The 23,989-nt window shown below is 61.0% G+C and carries 21 protein-coding genes and 1 pseudogene; 13 read left to right on the forward strand and 9 right to left on the reverse strand.

Translation table 11 applies throughout. The features are described from left to right. Positions 1 to 60: 60 nt before the first annotated feature. Both HMPREF0308_RS10240 and HMPREF0308_RS10245 read left to right on the forward strand, forming a co-directional pair. Entirely contained in the window at positions 61 to 1,389 is a 1,329-nt protein-coding gene (locus tag HMPREF0308_RS10240; protein ID WP_005531339.1) for a 3-oxoacyl-ACP reductase, read from the forward strand. Continuing rightward, positions 1,390 to 2,319, forward strand: a complete 930-nt coding sequence (locus HMPREF0308_RS10245) for a MaoC/PaaZ C-terminal domain-containing protein (RefSeq protein ID WP_005531341.1) — start codon at positions 1,390 to 1,392, stop codon at positions 2,317 to 2,319. Positions 2,320 to 2,347: 28 nt separating this feature from the next. On the opposite strand, the gene HMPREF0308_RS10250 is transcribed toward HMPREF0308_RS10245, so the two are convergent. Further along, positions 2,348 to 3,298 carry an acyl-CoA thioesterase gene (locus tag HMPREF0308_RS10250; protein WP_236081438.1) on the reverse strand — a complete coding sequence of 317 codons (951 nt, stop codon included), beginning with the start codon at positions 3,296 to 3,298 and terminating at the stop codon, positions 2,348 to 2,350. Positions 3,299 to 3,401: 103 nt separating this feature from the next. Here HMPREF0308_RS10250 and HMPREF0308_RS10255 point away from each other — a divergent pair, with 103 nt between their 5' ends. Genes HMPREF0308_RS10255 through purM form a run of 3 tightly spaced genes read left to right on the forward strand, consistent with a single transcriptional unit; the run spans position 3,402 to position 6,389 of the window. Next, a complete protein-coding gene (locus HMPREF0308_RS10255) occupies positions 3,402 to 3,806 on the forward strand; it encodes a sterol carrier family protein (RefSeq protein WP_005531345.1) in 405 nt (134 codons plus the stop codon). Between the two features lie 10 nt (positions 3,807 to 3,816). After that, entirely contained in the window at positions 3,817 to 5,316 is a 1,500-nt protein-coding gene (gene purF / locus HMPREF0308_RS10260; RefSeq protein WP_005531347.1) for an amidophosphoribosyltransferase, read from the forward strand. Between the two features lie 20 nt (positions 5,317 to 5,336). Continuing rightward, positions 5,337 to 6,389 (forward strand): phosphoribosylformylglycinamidine cyclo-ligase, encoded by a 1,053-nt coding sequence (gene purM, locus HMPREF0308_RS10265; protein ID WP_005531349.1) that lies wholly within the window; start codon positions 5,337 to 5,339, stop codon positions 6,387 to 6,389. Positions 6,390 to 6,839: 450 nt separating this feature from the next. Here purM and HMPREF0308_RS10270 read toward each other — a convergent pair whose 3' ends face one another. Continuing rightward, positions 6,840 to 7,046 carry a DUF3073 domain-containing protein gene (locus tag HMPREF0308_RS10270; protein WP_034657466.1) on the reverse strand — a complete coding sequence of 69 codons (207 nt, stop codon included), beginning with the start codon at positions 7,044 to 7,046 and terminating at the stop codon, positions 6,840 to 6,842. Positions 7,047 to 7,223: 177 nt separating this feature from the next. Continuing rightward, the gene (gene ygfZ / locus HMPREF0308_RS10275) at positions 7,224 to 8,282 is read right to left on the reverse strand and encodes a CAF17-like 4Fe-4S cluster assembly/insertion protein YgfZ (protein WP_005531353.1); all 1,059 of its coding nucleotides are present in this window, start codon (positions 8,280 to 8,282) and stop codon (positions 7,224 to 7,226) included. Between the two features lie 30 nt (positions 8,283 to 8,312). Here ygfZ and HMPREF0308_RS10280 point away from each other — a divergent pair, with 30 nt between their 5' ends. After that, on the forward strand, positions 8,313 to 9,179 hold the full coding sequence (locus HMPREF0308_RS10280) for an aminodeoxychorismate lyase (protein ID WP_236251973.1): 867 nt from the start codon (positions 8,313 to 8,315) through the stop codon (positions 9,177 to 9,179). Here HMPREF0308_RS10280 and HMPREF0308_RS10285 read toward each other — a convergent pair. Next, entirely contained in the window at positions 9,176 to 9,826 is a 651-nt protein-coding gene (locus HMPREF0308_RS10285) for a heme-binding beta-barrel domain-containing protein (protein ID WP_005531357.1), read from the reverse strand. The genes HMPREF0308_RS10280 and HMPREF0308_RS10285 overlap by 4 nt on opposite strands. A 53-nt stretch (positions 9,827 to 9,879) precedes the next feature. Between HMPREF0308_RS10285 and HMPREF0308_RS10290 the strand changes: the two are divergent. Then, positions 9,880 to 10,919: pseudogene (locus HMPREF0308_RS10290) on the forward strand (diacylglycerol/lipid kinase family protein). Positions 10,920 to 10,965: 46 nt separating this feature from the next. Here HMPREF0308_RS10290 and HMPREF0308_RS10295 read toward each other — a convergent pair. Beyond that, positions 10,966 to 11,775 (reverse strand): LmeA family phospholipid-binding protein, encoded by an 810-nt coding sequence (locus HMPREF0308_RS10295; protein ID WP_005531363.1) that lies wholly within the window; start codon positions 11,773 to 11,775, stop codon positions 10,966 to 10,968. Positions 11,776 to 11,808: 33 nt separating this feature from the next. On the opposite strand from HMPREF0308_RS10295, the gene mshD reads away from it, so the two are divergent. The 5 genes from mshD to pstB all read left to right on the forward strand — a co-directional run bounded on the left by mshD (position 11,809) and on the right by pstB (position 16,921). After that, positions 11,809 to 12,729, forward strand: coding sequence for a mycothiol synthase (gene mshD / locus HMPREF0308_RS10300; RefSeq protein ID WP_034657467.1), 921 nt, complete (start codon positions 11,809 to 11,811; stop codon positions 12,727 to 12,729). Positions 12,730 to 12,925: 196 nt separating this feature from the next. Further along, complete coding sequence (pstS, locus tag HMPREF0308_RS10305) at positions 12,926 to 14,020, forward strand: phosphate ABC transporter substrate-binding protein PstS (RefSeq protein ID WP_005531368.1); 1,095 nt, start codon at positions 12,926 to 12,928, stop codon at positions 14,018 to 14,020. 113 nt (positions 14,021 to 14,133) lie between these two features. Beyond that, positions 14,134 to 15,180 carry a phosphate ABC transporter permease subunit PstC gene (gene pstC, locus HMPREF0308_RS10310; protein WP_005531370.1) on the forward strand — a complete coding sequence of 349 codons (1,047 nt, stop codon included), beginning with the start codon at positions 14,134 to 14,136 and terminating at the stop codon, positions 15,178 to 15,180. Positions 15,181 to 15,193: 13 nt separating this feature from the next. Then, positions 15,194 to 16,105, forward strand: a complete 912-nt coding sequence (pstA, locus tag HMPREF0308_RS10315; RefSeq protein ID WP_005531373.1) for a phosphate ABC transporter permease PstA — start codon at positions 15,194 to 15,196, stop codon at positions 16,103 to 16,105. A 42-nt stretch (positions 16,106 to 16,147) separates the two neighbouring features. After that, positions 16,148 to 16,921, forward strand: a complete 774-nt coding sequence (gene pstB / locus HMPREF0308_RS10320) for a phosphate ABC transporter ATP-binding protein PstB (RefSeq protein WP_005531374.1) — start codon at positions 16,148 to 16,150, stop codon at positions 16,919 to 16,921. Positions 16,922 to 17,145: 224 nt separating this feature from the next. Here pstB and phoU read toward each other — a convergent pair whose 3' ends face one another. Together phoU and dusB are read right to left on the reverse strand one after the other, a co-directional pair. Beyond that, a complete protein-coding gene (phoU, locus tag HMPREF0308_RS10325; RefSeq protein WP_005531377.1) occupies positions 17,146 to 17,874 on the reverse strand; it encodes a phosphate signaling complex protein PhoU in 729 nt (242 codons plus the stop codon). Positions 17,875 to 17,923: 49 nt separating this feature from the next. Beyond that, positions 17,924 to 19,069, reverse strand: coding sequence for a tRNA dihydrouridine synthase DusB (gene dusB, locus HMPREF0308_RS10330; RefSeq protein ID WP_005531378.1), 1,146 nt, complete (start codon positions 19,067 to 19,069; stop codon positions 17,924 to 17,926). Positions 19,070 to 19,248: 179 nt separating this feature from the next. Here dusB and scpC point away from each other — a divergent pair, with 179 nt between their 5' ends. Beyond that, positions 19,249 to 20,751: a succinyl-CoA:acetate CoA-transferase ScpC gene (gene scpC / locus HMPREF0308_RS10335; protein WP_005531380.1), complete on the forward strand. Its 1,503-nt coding sequence runs from the start codon at positions 19,249 to 19,251 to the stop codon at positions 20,749 to 20,751. Positions 20,752 to 20,837: 86 nt separating this feature from the next. On the opposite strand, the gene cydC is transcribed toward scpC, so the two are convergent. Together cydC and HMPREF0308_RS10345 are read right to left on the reverse strand one after the other, a co-directional pair. Next, entirely contained in the window at positions 20,838 to 22,412 is a 1,575-nt protein-coding gene (gene cydC / locus HMPREF0308_RS10340; protein WP_005531382.1) for a thiol reductant ABC exporter subunit CydC, read from the reverse strand. Beyond that, positions 22,409 to 23,980 carry an ABC transporter ATP-binding protein/permease gene (locus HMPREF0308_RS10345; RefSeq protein WP_005531384.1) on the reverse strand — a complete coding sequence of 524 codons (1,572 nt, stop codon included), beginning with the start codon at positions 23,978 to 23,980 and terminating at the stop codon, positions 22,409 to 22,411. The genes cydC and HMPREF0308_RS10345 overlap by 4 nt, the downstream gene beginning before the upstream one ends. Positions 23,981 to 23,989 lie beyond the last annotated feature (9 nt).

A 23,989-nucleotide genomic window follows, 5' to 3' on the forward strand; every position in this document is an offset into this window, starting at 1 on the left:
TAACTAAACTTGCAAGCTACTTCATAAAGGCTTGCAACCTTGTTAAGGGAAGGAATTGAAATGCCAAAAATTAACTTCGCCGAGAAACTGATCAACTCCCCTGTCGCGGCCAAGGCAGGCGTGCCGCAGGGGTATCCATTGCGCCGCTTCACCCCCGGCGAGCCAGCTCTCGACGGCCCGGTTGTCATCGGCGCAGCAGGGGAGGGACGCATCGCCGCATTTCTTAACTCGCATTTAGCGGTGGACTATCAGCTGCTGTCCGTGACTGCGGGGTCCAAGCGCGCTGCGCTCGTCTTCGATGCTACCGAGATCCACAAGCCGGAACAGCTGCGCGAGCTCTACGACTTCTTCCACCCGCAGCTGCGCAACCTCACCGCCAACGCGCGCCTGCTGGTCATCGGCACCACCCCGGAGGCCGCCGATACCGTCGACGCCCGCATTGCGGCCCGTGCCCTCGAAGGTTTCACGCGCTCCCTCGCAAAAGAAATGCGGAAGGGCGGCACCGTAAATCTGGTGTGGGTCGACCCAGCAGCCACCGCTGAGGTGGAGTCCACCGTGCGCTTCTTCCTCTCTGGCAAATCTGCGTTTGTGGACGGCCAGGTGGTGCGCGTCAAGGCTGGTTCTAGCGGCGAGGACCATGATTGGTCCGCCCCATTGGCTGGCCGTTTAGCCGTGGTCACGGGCGCTGCGCGCGGCATCGGAGCCACCATCGCGGAGGTCCTCGCTCGCGATGGCGCAGACATTATTTGCATCGATATTCCGGGCGCCAGCGAGCACCTCAGCGCCACTGCCAACAAGGTGAAGGGCACGGCGCTGCCGCTCGACGTCACGGATGCCGGTGCCGCCGCGGCCATCGCCAAGCATGCGCAGGATCGCTACGGCCGCGCCATCGACGTTATCGTCCACAACGCCGGCATCACTCGCGACAAGCTGCTGGCCAACATGAACGAAGGCCAGTGGGATGCAGTGTTGGCCGTCAACCTCCTGGCACCGGTGCGCATCACCGAGGAGCTCATCGAAAATGGTGACCTCGCCTCGGGCGCAGCCGTTGTGGGCGTGTCCTCCATGGCGGGTATTTCTGGCAACCGCGGCCAGACCAACTACGCCACCACCAAGGCGGGCGTCATCGGGCTTGTCGACGCCCTCCAACCGCTCCTCGCCGAGTCCGGTTCCACTATTAACGCGGTGGCCCCTGGCTTCATCGAGACCGCGATGACCGCCGCCATGCCTACCGGCCCGCGCGAGATTGGCCGCCGCATCAACTCGCTGCAACAGGGCGGTCAGCCTGTCGACGTCGCTGAGACTGTGGCTTACTTCGCGGCCGCCTCCTCCGCGGCCGTTTCCGGCAATACCGTCCGCGTCTGCGGCCAGAACATGATGGGAGCCTAAATGACTGCGCTCAACGTAGTGAACCTGCCCGCCGTTCCGGAGCTCAGCGAGCTCTACCGCAAGCAGGTGACCAAAGCGGTTCCCGCCATGGTGCCGGGCCTGAAACCCAAACGCACAATCGATGACCCGGCAACCGCCTTCCGTGTTGATGACGTCTGCATCGATCCCGTCCACCTCGCCCGCTACTGCCCGGCAGTGGGATTCCGCCTTGGCAACGAAGCGCCAGTGACCTACCCCTACGCCCTGGCCTTCCCCTTAGCGGTGAAGGTAATGGACTCACCGGGTTTCCCATTCCCGGCGATGGGTATCGTGCACCTGTCCAACAAGATTGAACAGTTCCGCCCCCTCCATGTTGAGGACACGTTCACCATCGATGTCCACGCGGAAAACCTCCGCCCGCACCGCAAGGGTTTGGTCCTGGACATGATTACGTCCATCTACGTCGAGGGCGTGTTGGTCTGGCAGCAGACCTCCGCCTTCCTAGGCCCTGGCGCTAAGTTCTCTTCCTCCACCCCAGAAGTAGTTGCATCCCGCCCAGAAGCCACCCGCTTCCTGCCGCAGCCGCAGGCCCCAGCTGCCGGAACGAACCCCGTTTCGACCCTGCGCTTTAGCACCGAGTCCACCAAGGTCTATGCGGAAGCGTCCGGCGATAAGAACCCGATTCACACCTCACGGGCGGGTGCCAAGCTCTTTGGCTTCCCCAATACCATTGCCCACGGCATGTACACGCATGCCTCGATGCTCACCGCGCTGGAGGGGCGGCTCCCCGAAGCCGTCCGCGTCCAAGCCGACTTCTACAAGCCGGTCATTCTTCCCGCGGCCACTGCGCTCTTTGCCAGCGCGCACGACCGTGCGTGGACGCTCGAACTACGCAAGGCCAAGGACGTCGACAAGCTGCACGTGGCGGCCGCCGTTGAGTCGCTCAGCTAATCAAAACCTAGCTGGGCTCACCGCATGGCTAGTCTAGGTGCTGGTGCTGCGGTGCCACCACGAGAGGCTTCGGGGAGTACTGTCCGCGCAGGTTACGCAGAATGCCGGCGTGCTCCCACAGCGCCTTGTCTTCGGCCGTCTTCGGCGTGAACTGGCGTGCTGCAATCGGCTGCCAGTCCGCGTCCATCGCCATGTAGGATACCGTGGCGTGGATGGCGGTCTCCAAGTTCTGGCGTCCGCCGCGTGGGTTGCCCGAGCGCACGTGAATGGACATCTGCATTGAGCGGGCGTCGGTTCGCATCATGCGGGCGTCGACCTCGATGAGGTCACCGATGGAAATCGGGCGGTAGAAGCGAATGCCGCCGGCGTAGACTGCCACGGTGTGCTCGCCGGACCACTCCATGGTGCAGGCAGCGCCCGCCTCATCGATCCACTCCATTGCCGTGCCGCCGTGGACCTTGCCGCCCCAGTTGACGTCGGTCGGCTTGGCCAGGAAGCGGTTGATCATGCGCGGGGCGTCGGAAGGCCCGTCATAAGTCTGCTTCTCCATCTCTTCCTCGATGGCCTTGCGCAGCTCAATGCGGGATTCCGCGGCTTCCCACACGCGGCGGTGATCGTCGGAGGAAGGTTCAAAGGAAGGAACTGGGGTGGACTTGCCGGTTTCCGGGTCCTTGGCCACGAAGATGACCAGGCAGTCGCACGCGCGGGTGAAGATGCCGTCGCGCGGATCGGCAGATAGCACCTCGTTCACGATGTGCATCGAAGAACGGCCCGTCATTGCGATGCGCGAGCGCACCTCTACCAGGTGGCCCGAAGGGATCGGGCGAGTGAAGTGAATGTGTCCCACATAGGCGGTCACGCAGTACATTCCGGACCACTGCACCGCGCATGCGTACGCGGCCTTATCGATCCACTCCAGGACGCGGCCGCCGCCAATGCCCTGCGCGCCAGCGATGGTCATATCCGTTGGAGCAGCCATGAATCGAAGCGTGATCGATGGCGACTTCCCGGTTTCAGTATTCTCTTGTTCCGGAAGGGTAAGTGACATGCATAGAAAGTTATCAGGGAGGCCGAATTAGCGCATGAAAAATAAGGTAGACCCAGCGGCCACGCGCGCTGCCGTGGTGGCGGTCCAAGACTGGATAAAACACCCCGATGAGGTGGAAAAACCAGGTAGGGCATTGCTTGCCGACGCCGTCCGTCGCACCGCCCGCACCCTCGAAGCCGACGCGCCGGGGCACTCGGTGGAACTGCGGGTGCCCCCATTCGTGGCAGTCCAGTGCATCGAGGGTCCCCGTCATACCCGCGGCACACCACCCAATGTGGTGGAGACCGACGCTTTGACATGGTTGCAGCTGGCTACAGGCTTGCTCAGCTGGGAGGATGCCGTTAGCGCAGCTCAGGTGGATGCCTCTGGCTCGCGCTCAGGGGAAATCGCTGGATGGCTGCCCATCATTCCGTTAGTTTCTCCTGCCCACAACGACTAGGATTGCAGCCGTGGTAGCTGAACTAACTCCCCATATCGCCAATCTCGATGATCACAGCGAGACCGAACCGCGCGAGGAATGCGGCGTCTTTGGCGTCTGGGCCCCGGGCGAAGAAGTCTCGAAGTTGACCTACTTCGGTCTGTTTGCACTGCAGCACCGCGGCCAGGAGGCTGCCGGTATCGCTGTGGGTGATGATGACAGCATCGTCGTATTCAAAGACATGGGCCTCGTGGCCAACATCTTTGATGAATCCATCCTCGCGTCCCTGCAGGGCAACGTCGCCGTGGGACACACGCGCTACTCCACTGCGGGCGGTAAGGAATGGTCCAACGTGCAGCCCATGTTCGGCACCTCGCCGAGCGGCGTCGATATCGCGCTGGGCCACAACGGCAACCTAGTCAACTACCTTGAGCTGCGCGCTGAGGCAATCGAGCGAGGGCTCATTAAGCCGCATGAAGAGTCGGTTTCTGACTCCATGTGCTTGTCCATGCTGCTTGCCGACGGCGTGAGTGAGGACGTTAGCGTCTTTGAATCGGCGCGCGCCCTGCTCCCTCGTGTTAAAGGTGCATTCTGCCTGACCTTTACTGATGGCCACACTCTCTACGCTGCGCGCGACCCGCACGGCGTGCGCCCGCTGGTGCTGGGCCGTTTGCCAAAGGGCTGGGTCGTGGCTTCGGAGACTTGTGCGCTCGACATCGTCGGCGCGCAGTTCATCCGCGAGATTGAACCGGGCGAGCTCATCTCCATCAACGAGGCGGGTATCCGATCGGAGAAGTTCGCGGAGCCAACTCACCACGGTTGCGTCTTCGAGTACGTCTACCTGGCACGTCCTGATACCGACATCAAGGGCCGTTCGGTGAACGCGACGCGTGTGGAAATTGGGCGTCGTCTAGCGCGGCAATACCCGGCCCCAGATGCGGACCTAGTCATTCCTGTGCCTGAGTCTGGTAACCCGGCGGCCGTGGGCTATGCCCGCGAGTCCGGCATCACCTTCGCGCACGGCCTGGTGAAGAATGCGTACGTTGGTCGCACCTTCATTCAGCCCACACAGACCCTGCGCCAGCTGGGCATCCGTCTGAAACTGAACCCGTTGCGCGAGGTCATCGAAGGCAAGAGCCTCGTGGTGGTGGATGACTCCATCGTCCGAGGCAACACCCAGCGTGCGCTCATCCGCATGCTGCGTGAGGCAGGCGCTGCCGAGGTGCACGTGCGCATCGCCTCGCCACCGGTGAAGTGGCCGTGCTTCTACGGCATTGACTTCGCCTCCCCGGGCGAGCTCATCGCTAACGCCAACCCGTCTGATGACCCGGAAGTAGTCTGCAAGACTATCTGCGACGCCATCGGTGCGGACTCCCTCGGCTTCGTCTCCATTGAGGAGATGGTCGCCGCGACCGAACAGCCGCAACACGAGCTGTGCACCGCTTGCTTTGACGGTGTCTACCCACTCGGCCTCCCGGCCGGCAACCCGAACGCTGAGGCCGTGCGCTCCTTGCTCGGCTCTGAATCTTAAAAGACTTGAAGGACTCAACAATGAGCGAGAACACTTACGCCGCAGCAGGCGTCAGCATCGAAGAAGGCGACCGTGCCGTTACCCTGTTTGCCCCGCACGCAAAGCGTGCCTCCCGCCCGGAGGTCATGGGCGGTCTCGGCGGTTTCGCCGGCCTGTTCAAGCTGGGCGATTACAAGGAGCCGGTCCTGGCCGCGGGTTCCGACGGCGTGGGCACCAAGCTGGCTGTGGCGCAGGCCATGGACAAGCACGACACCATCGGCATCGACCTCGTGGCAATGTGTGTGGATGACCTCGTGGTCTGTGGCGCTGAGCCGCTGTTCCTGCAGGACTACATCGCTGTGGGCAAGGTCGTGCCGGAGAAGGTCGCGGAGATCGTGAAGGGTATCGCTGAGGGCTGCGTCCAGGCTGGCGCTGCGCTCCTCGGTGGCGAGACCGCTGAGCACCCGGGCGTAATGGATCCGGAGGAGTACGACGTTTCCGCAACTGCAGTCGGCGTTGTTGAGGCGGACTCCATCCTGGGCCCGGACAAGGTCCGCGACGGAGACGTCCTCATCGCCATGGCTTCCTCTGGTCTGCACTCTAACGGCTACTCCTTGGCTCGTTACGTCCTGCTGGAGCAGGCTGGCCTGCCTCTTGACGGTCACATCGAAGAGCTTGGCCGTACCCTGGGCGAGGAGCTGCTTGAGCCGACCCGCATTTACGCCAAGGACTGCCTGGCGCTGACCGCTGAGTGCAACGTTTCCACCTTCTGCCACGTCACTGGCGGTGGTCTGGCTGGCAACTTGGAGCGCGTTATCCCTGAGGGCCTGACCGCTGAGGTCAACCGCTCTACGTGGACCCCAGGCCAGATTTTCAAGACCATCTCCTCCGTGGGCAAGGTTTCCCTCGAAGAGATGGAGAAGACCTTCAACATGGGCGTTGGCATGATTGCGGTTGTCTCCCCGGAGGACCGCGAGCGCGCTATGGCCATGATGGCTGCCCGCCACGTGGATGCCTGGGAGTTGGGCACCATTCGCGCTGCTGGCGAGGGTGAAGCTCGCGTCATCATGAATGGTGAGCACCCGAACTTCTAAGCCCGTCCAACCACTTCTGCTTTCGGCCTTCCAGTCTCTGCCACATCGCGGTGGAGGAGGGGAGGCCGTTTGTGGTTTGCCATTTGGGGCGTCTGTCCCGCGGCAGCCAAATGCAGTCGGAGCCTAGTGTGGCTCCAAATGGTGAGGTTGCACTGTAATCACTGTGACTGCAGTGAGCTCCTGGGGCGGGTGACGCCTCACCTCACCATTTGTTCCTCACCATTTGGAAATGCCGGCCGAGGGAAGGCCGAGGGAAGGCCGAGGGAAGGTCGAGGGAAGAGCAGGGGCGGCTCAGGCAGACCAGGGAAGAGGCCGTGAAGAGCAGGACAGTGCGGGTAAGAGCAGGGCAACGCGGGAAAGAGCCGGACAGCGGCCAAAAGCAAAAGGCCGCAACCGCGCGAAGCGGCTGCGGCCTACAGCTGGAGTTCCAGCGGCGAAAAGGAAAGCGCCTTAGCGCTTGCCCTCGTCGTCTTGGTCGTCTTCGTCCCACTCGTCGACGTAGTCGGCATAAGGATCTTCGTCCTCATAATCGTGGGAGTTATTCGGGTTTTGGGAGGCGAGCTCCCGCTGGAGCGAATCCAGATCCATTTCGGGCGAATTGTACTTCAGCTGGCGTGCAACTTTGGTCTGCTTTGCCTTTGCGCGTCCGCGTCCCATGTGCATGACCCCCTTGAGGTGAGTAGGGCGTTCCAGGGATTCTTGGACGCCCCATCGGCTTAAATCTAAAAGTGAATCTTCCTGTTAGACACAATAGCCTGTGTGACGAAAAAATTCCGAACCACCCCCTAGTTATTGCAAAAGTAGTGGTATAACTCGCCTCTTTCGGCCATTGAGTTAGCGGCCACGCAGCTTTTCCACGGCCGCGCGCCCAGCCTTGGACCCTTCGTCGGTAGGCAAGGAGTCCTCTTCCACAGACGCGGCAACGTCGCCGATCGTTAGCGTTCCGCCCGTGAGCGCGGAACGCTTGATCAATGCCAGGGCAATCGGGCCATAGTCGCAGTCATCGACAATGGTGCCCAGTCGCCCCACACGGCGCCCGCCCAGTGTTACCTCGTCACCAATCGCAGGCCGGTTCGGAGCCGAGCCATCGAGGTAAAGCATCACCAGCAAGCGCGGGGAACGGCCGAGGTTCTCCACGCGGGCCACGGTTTCCTGCCCGCGGTAGCAACCCTTGTCCAAGTGCACAAAGGCCGGTCCCTGCGAGCGGCGAATCCAGTGCGGTACCTCATGCGCGATTGCTTTGTCGTCCAAGTCCGCGGCGAGCTCAGGTTCCAACGCGCGCACGCGCTCCGCGGTAAATGCCATCAACCCCACGAGGGTTCCGCCGGCTGCCTCCAGCTCTGCCACGGCCTCAGCGAGGCGCGAGCGCGGAATCAGGTGGTCGGTGCGATGGGGCCCGCGCCAGACGACCTCCCGGGAAAGTACCGCATCAGCCGGTGCGGGAAGCTCTCCGCCCAGCACAGTCACCACGGCTAGATCCGCCTCTTCCACGGTTACCTGGGACCAGAAGATCATCTTGGTCAAAAAGCTCAGCAGCGAATCGAACTGCGCTGCAGGCACGTCGAGATAGAAGGCATCCTCGACACGGGAGAGGTCTATCTGGTGGAGTACGTGGCCCTGTATATCGAGGTCGAGTGCGCCGGCGTGGAAGCCAGATGAGACGTCGTCTAGCTTCTGCGAAAGCAGATTGTTTAGGAACGTTGCGGCTTCAGGTCCCGCAACTTTGATGACGCGGCGCTGGGATCGGTCCACAATTGCGGAACCGGTCTCTACTGATCGCTGCTCCACGAGCGGATCGCCATAGTGCCAGGCGATACCGACGGCATCGATAAGCGTGGCGTCTTGGATTTCTGATGCGCCGGGGCGCTGAAGAAGTGGCGAAGAATAACTCACGGGTTCCGATGGTAGGGCATAATGAAAAATATGGAGTTCACGCCTCGAAAAGAGCCGGTCATCTACGTTGTTGAGCCTTATGGCGGCTCGGTGCGCAAGCATTTGCCGTCGTTGCCGCTCGTCTATTGGGATGACGCCGCAGTTACCCGGGGAGACGGAATCTTTGAGTCTCTGCTTATCCGCGATGGCAAGGCCGCGAACCTCGCGCGCCATGGCCAACGATTTATTAACTCGGCGCTGGCTCTCGAGCTCCCCGAGCCACAGTTGGAGAAGTGGGAAGAGGCCACCAACCTGGCTATCGCCGACTATTTCGGGCCTGATGGCCAAGGCGAGGCCAAGTGCACCTGGACCTATACCCGCGGGCGCGCCTCGACCGGACACCCCACCGCGTGGGTAGTGGTGCAGCCCATCGACGCCAAGATTATTGAGCAGCGTGCCAAGGGAGTGAAGGTCATGACCACCCCGCGGTTGTGGCAGGTGGCTGAGGAGCTTCCCGCCAAGACCCTGAACTACGCGGCCACAATGGCCACGCTGCGCCTGGCGCGAGGCAAGGGCTTTGAGGACGTGATCTTCACCGACCCGGAGACGGGCTTGGTGCTGGAGGGCGCGACGTCGACAGTCGTGGCGGTACGCGGTGACAAGCTGCGTACCCCGGCGGGCAAGGGAATCCTGCCGGGCACTACCCAGGCCGCGCTTTTCGAGTACGCCACGGAAAAGGGCTATCGCTGCAAGGCCAAGGAGATCACCCCTGGATACCTGGAGCGCTCTGACTCTGTGTGGTTGGTCTCCTCGGTACGTACCGCTGTGCGTGTGACCAACCTTGATGGGACAAAGCTAAAGGCCCCAGATAACGCTGCGGAAATCCGGGACCTCTTGGATGCTGCTCTGGCGCGTTAGCCTGCCACGCGGGTGAGCTCAGCGGACATGTAAGGGCGCATCTCGCCGTCGACCATGCGCTCGTCAACCCAGCCGAGGTTGTTGTTCGGCATCAAGCCGTACATGCGCTTGCCCGGGCCAAAGTTCTTCGGGCCCGTCTCCGTGACCATGGTGGAGGCGGATTCCAGCTGCCATGCACGCTCGTTGAAAGGCTCGCCGTAGAAGATTTCCACGATGCCGTTGGAGGAGGTGTAGGTCATTTCGATCTCGTCCTTGAGCGAGATGCGCCAGAAGCCGCTTTCACGGATATCCGCGCCGCTTGGCTTGCCTACGGAATTGATGCGCCAGGTGCGGGAGCTAAAGGTGAGGTAATTTTCGCCGTCGTGGCTCACGATGAGCTGCTGGCCAAAGCTGTACTGCTCGCCGGTGGTGTCATGTGCTTGGCCTTCGCCCTGCCACACGCCCACGAGGGGAAGGAGAGCCAGCAGGCCGTCGTGCAGGGAAGGACCCTGGCGCAGGTTAGCGGTCTCTTGCGCGAGTGGGTTCTCCACGATGTCTACTGCAGGGATATTGCGGGAAGCTGCGTCTTTCCACGCCTCCGCGGCGTGGTTTACGGCGTCGTTGCCGTTGATCTTCTGGGGGCTATTTTCGTTGCTATTTTCGCTCATGACGCACCAGCCTAGTCGTCTATGTAGGTCAACAACCACTAGGCTGGTTCGCTGTGCGAGTACTAGCAATTTCGAATCCGAACTCGACTTCTCAGAGCGATGCCTTGTTCCGGCAGGTCATTCCGCTGCTTCGCGACGTCGAAGGCGCTCACATGCGCATGCAGTTCACCCATTACGCGGGGCATGCGGAGGAGATCGTGCGCGGAATGACACGCACTGATTTCGACGCCATCGTGGTCTTTGGCGGCGACGGGACCGTTAACGAGGTGGTCAACGGCCTGTTGGGGCCGGCTGACCGAAAGGACCGTCCGCGACCTGAAGAGCTTCCTGTCCTCGGCGTAGTCCCCACCGGTTCCGCGAACGTCTTTGTGCGTGCACTGGGAATTCCCAATACCCCGGTGGAGGCGGCCCACGTCTTGGCTCGCCTCATGGAGCGCGACACCCGCCGCAAGATTCACCTGGGTACGTGGAACGACCGTTGGTTTGCGGTCAACGCTGGTTTTGGTTTGGACGCCGACGTTCTTGCCCGAGTCGATCGCGCACGAGAGATGGGCTTTTCGGCCACGCCGCTGCGCTACCTCGCGGTTTCCGCGCAGGCTTACCTGCGGGCGCGCGTCATCCCACCGGAGATTTCCGTGCACGCCGTCAGCCGGGCAGGCGAGCAATTCACCGCGCACAAGGTTCCGCTGATGTTTACCTCGAATACCAACCCGTGGACGTTCCTGGGCCCGCTTCCCGTGGTGACCAACCCGCGCAACTCCTTCGACGCGGGCCTGGGGCTATTTGGAGTGTCTGACTTGGGCGGCATCCATGCCTAGTGGGCATGCTGCACCTGATGGGCGTGGACCGTCGGCGCATGCTGTCCAAGATCACCCAGGCGCGTGCGCTGCAGTTCGATGATGCACAATCGGTTGATTTGGAGACGCCAACTCCGAAGCGCTTCCAAGCCGACGGCGAGTCCGTGGGCAAGTTCACCGAGGTGCACCTCGAATCGGTGGCAGATGCCATTGAGGTCTTCGCGCCCCTGCAGCCGCGCCCGCCCCACGAGCGGAGCGTGCGAGAGATTCTGCGCGACTTGATTCGCATCAAGTAGGCGCTGCCAGGCAACCGAGTCGCTAGTCCGCGAGCCACCCCCAGGGCTAGCTGCCCTCGTTAACCTTCTCCGCAGTGTCCTCCGCCTTTTGCTCGGCGTCCTTAACGGCCTTCTCCTCTGAGCCCTCTATTTCGAGAGGGGACAGCTGCGTGGACTTGAGCTTGATGTTGCGGCGTTGGACCTCGAAGGTGATCGAGCCGCCGTGGAGCTTGACGGACGTCGCCTGTGCAGGAAGTGGCAGCTCGCGGGTATCGAACTGGAGGGTAAAGGCCTTGATAAGGCGCGGGTCTTCGGTGTCGTAGACGTTCATGTGGAACTGCTCGCCGACCAAGCGTAGCGCCACCTTAGCGGTGGACTTCTTCGTATCGCCCGGCAGCGTGCCCGTCAGCTCAGCCTCTGCCGCGGTGCCTCCGATGGGGGAGATGTTGTCGGGGTTGGCAATCGAGAGATCCGTAATCCCTAACAAACGTCCGAGCGCTACGCCGTCGAGGCTGATACCGCGCGTGTACGTGGATACTGGTGCGCCCTCAAACTTGCCGCTGAAAACCTGCTGCGGCGTGATGGTGATGTCACGCATTGTGGTTGAGGCGTTGACCATGCCGAGCTTGGGTACCTCGACGTCGAGCGACTGCACCTCGAGATAAGGAATCTCCTTGGTTAGCGCAGCCAATGTATAAGGGATGCCGCCAATATAGACGTCGGGAGTGTTCTCCAGGCGCGAGACCGCCTTCGATTCCTGAGCCACTGTGTGCTCAGCGTGCATGGCCACTGCGGAGTCGCTAAGCCAAGCGATGCCGCCCACCAAGGCGACGACACCAAGGCGGACAATATGGCGGTTGATTTGGAGAACAGTCACCCCTCTATTCTTACCGCACGTACCCTGGTGGGCATGAATATCGAATCCCTGAATCTCACCCAAGACGCCGATCTCGCAGACAAGGTACGCGCTGGTGCCGAGCAAGCGCGCCGGGCAGATGGCATCGCGCCCTTGTCCGAGCAGTTCCTGCTTGGCCTGAGCGATGCGCGCTTGGAACACCAGCATTACCTCGCCAAGGAAGGCGAGCAGGTAGTCGGTATCGCCGCTGTGGCCGGGCAGGATGTGGAGCTTTTTGTTCACCCCTCTCATCGCGGGCACGGCCTGGGCCAGGACCTCATTGAACACGTTCGCGCCGCCCAGCCGCACGCCCAGTTCTGGGCGCACGGAAACCTGCCGGCAGCACGCGCGTTGGCGGCCCGCAACGATCTGCACCTGGTGCGACAGCTGCTGGTGATGGAGGTAAACGGGCAGAACCTGGCCAAGCACGCCGCGCTTGACGACGCCCCCTTTACCCACCTTAACTACACCGATTCCGTTCAGCGGTGGGGCAAGGACTGGGCGGAACAGGAATGGGTGCGCGCCAACAACGAGGCATTCTCGTGGCACCCCGAGCAAGGTGGCTGGGATCTTGAGCGCTTGCACCGTGGAATGGAGGCGGATTGGTTCGATCCGGCGGACGTCCAATTCATGTGGGATGAGGAGAAAACCTCACCTCAGGGTGCTCCAACGATGGTCGGATTCCACTGGACCAAATGGCACACAGAAGAAACTCCTGAGTTTGGTGAGGTCTACGTGATCGGTCTTTCGGAGGCTTATCGCGGTCAAAAGCTAGGCGGTCCATTGCTCCACGACGGCCTTCACCGCATGGTGGAAAAGGGAGCTGAGCGGGTAATTCTCTATGTTGAGGCGGATAACGAGCCGGCCGTGAGGGCGTATGAACGTTTGGGCTTCGAAGTTATTGAAGACCATTCCGTCTATTCGGATCGTGATTAGCCTCACGCGGATTGGGGACATGTTCACTTTTTGTTCACCTGAAACTACTACTGCGGTTAACCCGCTCCGGTTAGCTTTACATCCCGTGAGTTAACCGCGGTGTTGGTAATCATCTTTCAGCTCTTTCGCGAAATGCCAATGCGAAGTGCGGTTTCCTCGGACTAACAATCTCTGTTCTTCGTTGAAAGGTTTCCCCGTGACCCGCAACTTCAAGCGCACTGCTGCAATCTTCGGCATCATCGCCGCAACTTCCACCGGCCTCGTCGCCTGCTCTGAGTCCGGCTCCGGCTCTGAGGGCGGCTCTGAGGTCTCCGGTGACCTCACCGGCGAGGGTGCTTCTTCCCAGAAGAGCGCAATGTCCGTCTTTGAGAAGGCATTCCTGGCTGACTACCCAGACGCTAACTTCTCTTACACCTCTTCCGGTTCCGGCGCGGGTGTTGAGGCCTTCACCAACGGCACCGTTGACTTTGCTGGTTCCGACTCCGCTCTGAAGGAAGACAAGGGTGAGGTTGAGGCTGCCAAGGAGCGTTGCGAGGGCAACGACGCATGGCACCTGCCAACCACCATCGGCCCAGTTGCTATCGCTTATAACCTGGGTGACACCGAGGTCAACCTGAAGACCGAGACCCTGGCAAAGATCTTCAAGGGCGAGATCACCAAGTGGAACGACAAAGAGATTAAGGCTGCCAACGAGGGAACCGAGCTTCCTGACACCGACATCACCGTCATCTTCCGTTCTGACGAGTCTGGTACCTCTGACAACTTCCAGAAGTTCCTGAAGACCGCTACCGGTAACTGGGACGACGAGGGCAAGCAGTTCCCAGACGCTGTCGGTGAGGGCGCAAACGGCTCCTCCGGTGTTGCTGACCAGGTTGCTTCCATCGAGGGTGCAATCACCTACGTTGAGGCTGGCTACGCACACCAGAAGGAAGGCGACGGCGTTAAGATTGCCAAGATCGACTTCGGCAACGGCCCTGTAGAGCTCTCCAACGAGTCCGTCGGCGTTGCACTCGACAACCTGGCATTCAAGGAGACCGGCTCCGAGCACAACATGGTTGTTGACTCCGAGGCTCTCTTCGGTTCCGACACCGCTGGTGCTTACCCACTCATCCTCACCACCTACAACATCGTTTGCTCCGCTGGTTACGATGAGGAGACCTCCGCTCTGGTGAAGGCCTTCATGAACACCGTTCTGGAGAACCAGAACGCTGACCTCGAGGCTGCTGGCTTCATCCCAGTCGCCGGCGACCACCTTGACCGCCTGAAGGCTGCGGTCGAAGCAATCCAGTAATCCTCTGGGCCCATACACTGCTTGCCCCCAAATCCGTTCCACTGAGCGCCTTTGGGGGCTGCGGTATGTCTTATAATTTCCAAACTTTCCGTTGAAAAGGATTTCGTAGTCTCATGGCAGACAACAATCTCACCACGGCGCCGGTCGATGAGCAGGACGTAATCACAACGTCCCAGCCTGCACTCGGCACTGACGGTCCTGAGGTAGCTTCCGTTGCTACCGGCGCGGGCGTAAAGCGCCCCGGCGACCGCGTCTTTGAGTTCCTCTCCACTGCTTCCGCAACGCTCATCACGGTGATGATTGCGGCTATCGCTGCCTTCCTGATTTGGCGCGCAGTTCCTGCGCTCAACGTCAATGAGGGCGGATTCCTGGGATTCTTTACCTACGGTCAGCGTTGGGAAACCAACGACACCGACGCAATGAAGTTCGGTATCCCGACCATGTTCGGATCGACGATCCTCATCTCCGTCGTGGCTTTGTTGATTGCCATGCCGATTGCACTCGGTATCGCCATCTTCCTTTCCAACTACGCTCCGGCACGCGCGGTTAAGCCACTGGGCTTCCTCGTTGACATGCTCGCAGCAGTTCCTTCGATTGTTTACGGTCTGTGGGGCTGGCAGGTGCTCGGCCCAGCTTTGTCCGGTTTCTACACCTGGCTGCACTCTTGGGCTGGTGGCTTCTTCCTCTTCACGACGTACGACAACTCGCCGTCCTTCACTACCGGCCGCAACATCTTTACCGGTGGCATCGTGCTGGCAGTGATGATTCTGCCGATTATCGCTGCTACCGCACGTGAGGTCTTTGTCCAGACGCCTCCGGGCCAGATCGAGTCCGCTTTGGCACTCGGCGCGACCCGGTGGGAAGTTATCCGCATGACCGTTCTGCCATTCGGTATGTCCGGCTACATCGCAGGCTCCATGCTGGGTCTGGGCCGTGCACTGGGTGAGACCATGGCTCTGTACATGGTTGTCTCCCCGCTGATTGACTTCCGCTTCTCGCTCTTCGACGGAGGTACTACCTTCGCAACGGCGATTGCTCTAGCAGCTTCCGAGTTCGGTAACGAGATGCGTGCAGGTGCATACATCGCGGCCGGTCTCATGCTGTTCTTCCTGACCTTCGTGGTCAACGCCATTGCCCGTTCCATCGTGAAGAACAAGTAGGAGGAAGAAAACAATGTCTACTCCAGTAAAGACTCTGCCTCAGAATTCCGGTTCTGTCTTCCTCGATATCTCTGCAGGCCGCAAGACTGCCAACAACGTCGCCACCATCATCGTGTGGGCCACGATGATTCTGGCTATGATTCCGCTCGTCTGGGTTCTGTGGGAGCTCTTCTCCCGCGGTGCTGGTGCCATCCTCACCCCCGAGTGGTGGACCCTTTCCCAGCGCGGAATCCTCGACACCGAAGCTGGTGGTGGTGCACTACACGCCATTATCGGTACTTTCGTGCAGACGATTCTCGCGACGCTTATCTCCGTACCAATCGGAATCTTCACCGCTATCTATCTGGTGGAGTACTCCCGCGGTGGCCTGCTTAGCCGCCTGACCACCTTCATGGTGGACATCCTCTCTGGTGTTCCTTCCATCGTTGCTGCACTGTTCGTCTTCGCAATGTGGATTACTCTCTTCGGCTTCGAGCGCTCCGGTATGGCTGTGGCACTTTCTTTGGTTCTGCTGATGATTCCAATCGTCGTCCGCAACACCGAGGAAATGCTCCGTGTGGTCCCAATGGACCTGCGTGAGGCCTCTTACGCCCTGGGCGTTCCAAAGTGGAAGACCATTGCGCGAATCGTTCTGCCGACCGCCCTCTCCGGCATCGTCACCGGCATCATGCTGGCTGTGGCCCGTGTTATGGGTGAATCCGCTCCGGTTCTGGTCTTGGTGGGTTCCACCTCTTCCATCAACTGGGATGCAATGGACGGCGCTATGTCCTCCTTGCCGCTGATGATGCTCGACATGTACAAGTCCGGTGCACAGCCGGCTGTTCTGGACAAACTGTGGGGCGCTGCGCTCACCCTGGTCCTCATCATCGCAATCCTCAACATTGGAGCTCGCATCATTTCTGCGAAGTTCTCCGTCAAGAAGTAAAACGCCGTCCCACTTAAAACCTCTCAACAGGAGTATCTTTCAATGTCAAAGCTTGAGCTCAATGACGTGAACATCTACTACGGTGACTTCCACGCCGTACAGAACGTCAACATGCAGATCCCAGCACAGGCAGTCACCGCATTCATTGGCCCTTCTGGCTGTGGCAAGTCCACCGTTCTGCGTACCCTCAACCGCATGCACGAGGTCATCCCAGGTGCATCCGTGAAGGGTGAAATTCTTCTCGACGGCCAGAACATCTACGGCCCGAAGGTTGACCCAGTTTCCGTTCGCAACACCATCGGCATGGTGTTCCAGAAGGCGAACCCATTCCCAACCATGTCCATCGAGGACAACGTCGTGGCTGGCCTGCGTCTGTCTGGCGAGAAGAACAAAAAGAAGCTGAAGGAAGTCGCTGAGAAATCCCTGCGTGGCGCAAACCTCTGGGACGAGGTTAAGGACCGTCTGGACAAGCCGGGCGGCGGCCTCTCCGGTGGTCAGCAGCAGCGTCTGTGCATCGCTCGTGCGATTGCAGTCGAGCCAGAGGTTCTCCTCATGGATGAGCCTTGCTCCGCACTTGACCCAATTTCCACCCTGGCGGTGGAGGACCTCATCCACGAGCTGAAGGAAAACTTCACCATCGTTATCGTTACCCACAACATGCAGCAGGCAGCTCGTGTCTCTGACAAGACCGGTTTCTTCTCCCTCGAGGCGACCGGTAAGCCGGGCCACCTCGTAGAGTTCGATGACACCACCACCATCTTCAAGAATCCATCCAAGAAGGACACCGAGGACTACATCTCCGGTCGCTTCGGCTAAAGACACCAGTCTCACTTCTTGCTCGTTCCTGTGAATGAGTGGGGCTCTCGCACTCCTGCGGCTATATTGCTGCGGAATGCGAGGGCCCCTTTTATTCCCCGGATTGCGTGATACCGAATCCTGAAGTGTATTTAGACTTGCGTAGATAATTTATGTGCAAAACGCAGAAACCCGACTTATCCTCTCCATTTGCGGCTTGAAAAGGTCTAGTCGGGTTATTGCTTTTAGCGGCGGAACTGACGCTCCAATTCGGCCATGCGGGATTCGAATTCCTTATCCCGCTCCTCCTCGCTTAGCTTGGCCATGTATTCCTCTGGCGCCAAGCCTGTGGACAGGTAAATGATGCGGCCTGCCACAGCGACGCAGTGGTCCGCGAAGCGCTCGTAGTAGCGCGTCATTTGTGCGGTTTCAACTGCTTCGCGCACGCTTGCTTTCCACTCTCGTTGCGTTAAGTAGGAGAGGAGATAGTGGTTTATGTCGTCGACAGCGTCATCCTCAGAAGCCATCTTCAATGCGGTGTCGGGATCCGGCGTAACGAGGATTTCGCGGAGCATTTTACTCATGTCAGCGACGAGTCGGTAGAGCTCCTCGAAGTAGCCGATGCAGTCAGCAGGGAGGACGGACTCGGGGTGGCGGCGCCGCGCGGCGGAGGCGACGTGCTGCGCCAGGCGGCCCATGCGGTAGAGATCCTCGACGATGTAGATGGAGGAAACTACCTGGCGAAGATCCTTGGCCATGGGGTTTTCGAGGGCGAGGAGTAGCACTGCGCGTTCCTCGCAGCGAGTGCGAACCTCGTCGAGGTCATCGCGCAGCGACAGGGACTCCTCGGCCGACTGGAGTTCGGATTCTAGAAGGGCTTCGGAGGCTTTGGTCATGATGGTGTGGACGATGTCTCGCATGATGATGAGGTCATGTGAGAAGTCGTCGAGGTGTTCGCGATAAGCGGTACGCATGTCGAAAATAATAGACCAATTTTTGGTCTAGCGCTCGTTAAGGTTTTATTTATCCACCGGAGTGCATGATTTCCGCGCCCTCCGGCACGGTAGCGTCCTCTGGGTCGTCCAGCCAACCTTCCGGAAGGACCACCTTGGCGGGTGAGCCTTGACGCCCACGGGCGCCATCCGCGTCGTCGGCAAGCGCCTGCGAATTAGCCCACGGTGCCAATAGTTCCCGCAGGTTATCCACGGATTCGACGCGCGCCAGGCCCGAGCGAACCTCGCCGCCGACTGGGAATCCACGCAGGTACCAACCCACGTGCTTGCGGATATCGCGGCTTGCCTGGCGCTCGCCGTCGTGCTGTGCAAGTAACTCTGCGTGGCGAATCATAGTCTTCGTTACTTCGCCCAGTGTCGGCTCTGCCGGGATGGGCTCGCCGCGCAGCTCGGCGGATAGTTCTGCAAAGAGCCACGGGCGGCCCAAGCAGCCGCGACCGACGACGACGCCGTCGCAGCCTGTCTGCTCCATCATCGCGCGCGCATCGGTGGCCTTGAAGATGTCGCCGTTGCCAAGCACGGGAATGCCCGAGTCGGCGAGATGTTCCTTCAGGCGTGCGATCTCGTTCCAATCGGCATGACCCGAGTAGCGCTGCGCGGCAGTGCGTCCGTGGAGTGCAACCGCGGCTGCACCTTCCTCGACGGCGATACGGCCGGCGTCGAGGTGCGTATGGTGCTCGTCATCGATGCCCACGCGCATCTTTACGGTAACCGGGATGTCGGTTCCTTCAGTTGCCTTTACCGCTGCTGCGATAATGTTGCCGAAGAGGCGGCGTTTGTAGGGCAGGGCGGAGCCGCCACCACGACGGGTCACCTTAGGTACGGGGCAGCCGAAGTTCATGTCGATGTGGTCTGCCAAGTTCTCGTCCACAATCATCTTGGCTGCTTTGTATGTGTACTCCGGATCGACGGTATACAGCTGCAATGAACGGGGGTTTTCTTCCGGCCCAAAGGTGGTCATGTGCATGGTCTTTTCATTGCGCTCCACGAGGGCGCGCGCCGTCACCATTTCGCACACATACAGGCCTGAGACGGTGCCTGTTTTCTCTATTTCTTGTTCGCGGCAGAGCGTGCGGAAAGCCACGTTGGTCACGCCCGCCATAGGGGCTAGGACAACGGGGGAGTTGAGCTCGATTTTTCCGATTGCAAGATTCACGCAGCCAATTGTGCTCTTTTAGCAGGTTGGGTGGCAAGTTGTGGAAGACGGTGTGACGGGGGTGTGTAAGTTTGCGAAGATTTCGGTAAAACCTCAACAAGTTCGCTAATGTGGTGCATGTAACTCGCAGGGGTGGACCGTTACCTAGGTCTTTTCCCGTATAAAAAGGAGGATTTACCTTGTCCGATAGGATCGCATACGCGCCATTTAAGGACCTCGTTGTTTCGGCTGACGAGGCTGCAAAGTTTGTCAACAACGGTGACCGCGTCGGAATCTCCGGCTTCACCGGAGCTGGCTATCCAAAGGCGCTGCCGACCGCCATCGCTGAAAAGGCTAAGGCTGCACACGCAGCTGGCGAAGAATTCAAGATCGATCTCTTCTCCGGTGCTTCCACCGCTCCGGACTGTGACGGTGTTCTGGCGGAGGCAGACGCTCTGCGCTTCCGCTCCCCGTACAACTCCGATCCGATTCTGCGTAACAAGGCAAACGCCGGTGAGATTCTTTACCAGGACATCCACCTGTCCCACTCTGGCCAGCAGGTTGAAGAGGGCTTCTACGGTGACTTCCAGGTCGCAATCATCGAGGTTGTCCGCATCTTGGAAGACGGCAACATCATCCCGTCTTCTGCAGTGGGCAATAACCTGGAATACATCGAGGCTGCAGACAAGATTATTCTCGAGGTAAACACCTGGCAGTCCGAGAACCTCGAGGGCATGCACGACATTTACAAGATCGAGAAGCTGCCTAACCGCCAGCCAATCCCGATCACCAAGGTTGATGACCGCATTGGTACCCCGTACATTGAGCTGCCGACCGAAAAGGTCGTCGCAGTCGTTGAGACCAACGCTCCGGACCGCAACGCGCCATTTAAGGCTCCGGATGAGGTTTCCGAGAAGATCGCCGCTAACTTCATCGAGTTCCTCGAGGGCGAGGTTGCAGCTGGACGCCTGGAGTATGACAAGTTCATCATGCAGTCCGGCGTGGGTAATGTCCCTAACGCTGTGATGGCAGGCCTGCTGGAGTCCAAGTTTGAAAACATTCAGGCATACACTGAGGTCATCCAGGACGGCATGCTTGACCTTATCGACGTCGGCAAGATGACTGTCGCTTCCGCTACCTCCTTTGCACTTTCCCCGGAATACGCAGAGAAGATGAACGCTGAGGCAGAGCGCTACCGCAAGCACATCATCCTGCGTCCGCAGCAGGTCTCCAACCACCCGGAGGTTATCCGCCGCGTGGGTCTTATCTCCTCCAACGGCATGATTGAGGCCGATATTTACGGCAACATCAACTCCACCAACGTTGGCGGCTCCCGCATCATGAACGGCACCGGCGGCTCCGGTGACTTCACCCGCAACGGTTACATCACCACGTTCGTTTCCCCGTCTGTGGCAAAGGACGGCGCAATCTCCGCGATTGTTCCTTTCGTTTCCCACACTGACCACACCGAGCACGACACCATGGTCATCATCACCGAGTACGGTGTCGCTGACTTGCGTGGTCTCGCACCGCGTGAGCGCGTGGAGAAGGTAATCGCCGTGGCACACCCGGATTACCGTCCGATGCTGGAGGAGTACTTTGAGCGCGCGAAGGCGAACAAGTTCGTCCACACCCCGCACGATCTGAAGACCGCATTCGATTTCCAGATCAACTTCGCTGAGAAGGGCGACATGCGCGGCTAATGTGCCCTCGTTGCTCATGCTGATGCCCGTCCCGGAACCTTCGGGGCGGGCGTTTGCGCGTCAGTAGGCAATCGCGTGCCGCGGGGCTAGTGAGCACAGGGGCGAGGAAGTACCGTCACGCTGGGAGTGGCAAGCGCCGCCGAGGCGCCTGGCACGGGAGAGTGGGTGACGAGAATGACGGTGCGCTCTGCACGTGCGCCGGGCAGCGGCCCGCAGGCGAGTATGCGCAGCAGGGATGTGGCATCGGCATCAGCAATGTGCTCGGTGGGCTCGTCGAGAAGCAGGACTTGTGCATCGCTGCACAGCGCGCGGGCGAGCAACAGACGGCGACGTTGGCCAGCGGAGAGCGAGCCGGGGCCATCCGCGAGCACAAGATCTAAGTCGAGTTCGAAGTCGAGGGCGGCAAGCACGCGGCGCATGAGCTTCTCGCTGGCCGCGGGAGCGGCGACGCGCAGGTTCTCGCGCACCGACGTAGCGAAGATCCATGCGTCCTCCGCGCAATAATGACACGAGTTCGGCACGGTAACGGTGCCCGCCCGCGGGGTACGCAGTCCGGCAATGGTCTCGAGGAGCTGCGTCTTGCCCACCCCAGAGGGGCCACGCACGATGACGCGGGAATTTTCAGGGGCATGAAAGTCCCAGGTGGCCTGACCAAATTCGGTGCGCAACCCCGATACTGTGACTGCTGCGGTGCGCTCGCGCGGGATCTTTGTGTGGCGCGGGGTTGTCAGTAGCGTGGATACGCAGCGGAGAGAGGGCGCGGCCTCTACACCGGCGAGAGTTGCTGCCGCGAGTTGGCCGTGGGCCTCGAAGGCCGCGAGCGGCATGAGTACGAGCGCGCCCAACCACATTGGGTTGCCAGCATAGAAATGCACAGCGCAGACCAGCACGCCCCATGCCGCGAGCCCCGTAGCGAGGGTGAAGAGGCTGGTGGCGCGGGCCAAGGGGGCATCGGCAGCAACGCGTGCGGAGCTATCGCTTTCCGATGCCGCCGCGGCGTGGTCCAGCAGCTCTTCCGCGCGCCCCAAGGCCGTGAATTCGACGCGGTGTTCAAGTACGAGATCGAGGCGCTCGATGAAGCGGGCGCGCTCGCGGGCAGCACGGTTGCGGGTGGCAGCGCGAGCGACGAGCCCCGGCACGGCAATGCCGGTGACGAGGAAGGCCGCAAGCATGATCGCCGCTGCATGCAGACTCAGCAGCGCCGTGGTGATGACCGCGAGCACGCTCATGGCGGCGGCGGTACCGGAGGGGAGGAGCCCCCGCACGAGGAAATCGGTGATGGCGTCAGCGTCGCGGACAAGCCGAACGTGGGCGCGTCCGCGGCTGAAGGACGGGGACTCACGTTCGACGAGCGCGGTGAAGATGGCGCTGCGCAGACGCGTGAGGGCGCGAAGCGCCATGTGGTGCGCGTAGAGACGGTCGACGTAGCGGAAGAGAGCACGGGAGATGCCGAGCGCGCGCACGCTCGTCACGGCGACAGAGAGCACCAGCACGGGCGGCATCTGCCAAGCTCGGGTGATGAGCCAGCCAGAGGTGAGCGTGAGCGCTAGCGCCGCAGTGAGCGTTACCGTGCTGAGCGCGATGGCGGCGATGAGTTCGCGTCTGCGCACGCCAGCTGCGCGCAGGATGAAGCGGAGATCGGAGACGAAAGAAGAAGTCATAGCTCAATCACCTCGTCGGCTTTCGCGATAAGGCGCGGATCATGGCTGGCCACGAGCACAACAGCGCCCGCGTGTGCCCGCGCCTGGAGGGCCGCGATGACGTTGGTGACGAGCTCGGGGGAGAGGTGGGCGGTGGGCTCGTCGAGGAGATAGCACGGTGCGTCCACCGCGAGGGTGCGTACGATGCCCACGCGTTCGCGCTGGCCCGCGGAAATACCTGTGCCGCCGGTGGCCACGTCATGAGCGTGCCCCACCCCGAGCGGGACAGCATCCTGCGCGGCGGCGAGCGCGGAATCGGTGGCATCGGTGAGCGCCAGGTTCTCAGCGACCGTGCCAGTAACCAGCGCCGGGCTGGCGGCAAGATATGCGGAGCCTGGAGGCAGGCGGACGGTCCCGGTAACGGCGGCGTCTGGAAGTGCGCCCAGAAGAGCAAGCAAAACGGTGGATTTTCCAGAGCCGTTGGCGCCGCTGAGCACCGTGAGCGCGCCAGGCCGTGCTTTAAAAGTCAGATCCTGAGGCCGCATGCCATCACGGCCAGAGATACTCACGTGAGAGACCGAGACTTCCGAACCAGCCAGCGTGCGATATCCACCCGTGACCTCTGGCTTTGCGGCGGCGCTGTCGATGACCCCGAGGAGCATCTGGGCGGCTTCTAAGCCATCGGCCGCGGCATGGAAGCTGGAACCCACCGCGCGCACCGGGTTGAAGACCTCAGGCACGATGATGAGCACGACCAGCGCGGGGAGTAGCTCGATGGAGCCAGTGACGAGGCGCAGGCCGATATTGACGGCAACGAGTGCCACGGAGAGCGTAGCCAGAAACTCGAGCGCAAAGGATGATAGGAAGGCCAGACGCAGCACGCCCATCGTGGCCTTGGAATGGCGCTCGCCCAGACTTCCCACGGATCGCGTTGGCTGCTTGGTCGCGTGCAGCGCCCGCAGCGTGGGCGCACCTCGCACGAGATCCGCGAGCTGGCCGCCGAGCCCGGCGGTGACGGCTAGGCGTCGCTGCGTGTGTTGCGCGGTGAGCGCGCCGATGAGCACCATAAACGCCGGGATGAGGGGCAGCGTCACTAGAGCGAAGACAGCAGAGACCCAATCGAAATAGGCTATGGTAACAAGCGCCGCAGGGGTCGCGATGCAGACCGCCACGAGAGCGGGCAGAAACTGCGACAGATACGGCCGGAAGTCCTCCATGCCGCGGGTGAGCACGTGGCGCCACTGTCCGGACTCTTCTTGCACGACGCGTGGGTCGCGAGTAGCCAGGGCGCGCAGGGTACGCATGCGCAGCGCGTCGACGGTCTTGCCCACCGCGTGGGCCTGCGCGCGGGAACTCGCCCAGGCAGCGGCCGCATGGAGCAGTACCACCGCGAGTACTGCCAACAGCAGCGGCCACAGTTCACGAAGGTGAGCGTCGGACGTGATGGTTCGCGCGGCCACTGTGCCGATAAGCACGCCGCGCGCGATGACGAGCACAGTATCGAGCGCCTGAAAGCTGCCGGTACGCAGAATGAGGCCGCGCACTGGCGGCACGAGGCGCATAAGCCGCGGATCGAGGGGAGCAGCCATGGCTGGGCT

This window comes from Corynebacterium striatum ATCC 6940 (assembly GCF_000159135.1).
Lineage (GTDB): Bacteria > Actinomycetota > Actinomycetes > Mycobacteriales > Mycobacteriaceae > Corynebacterium > Corynebacterium striatum.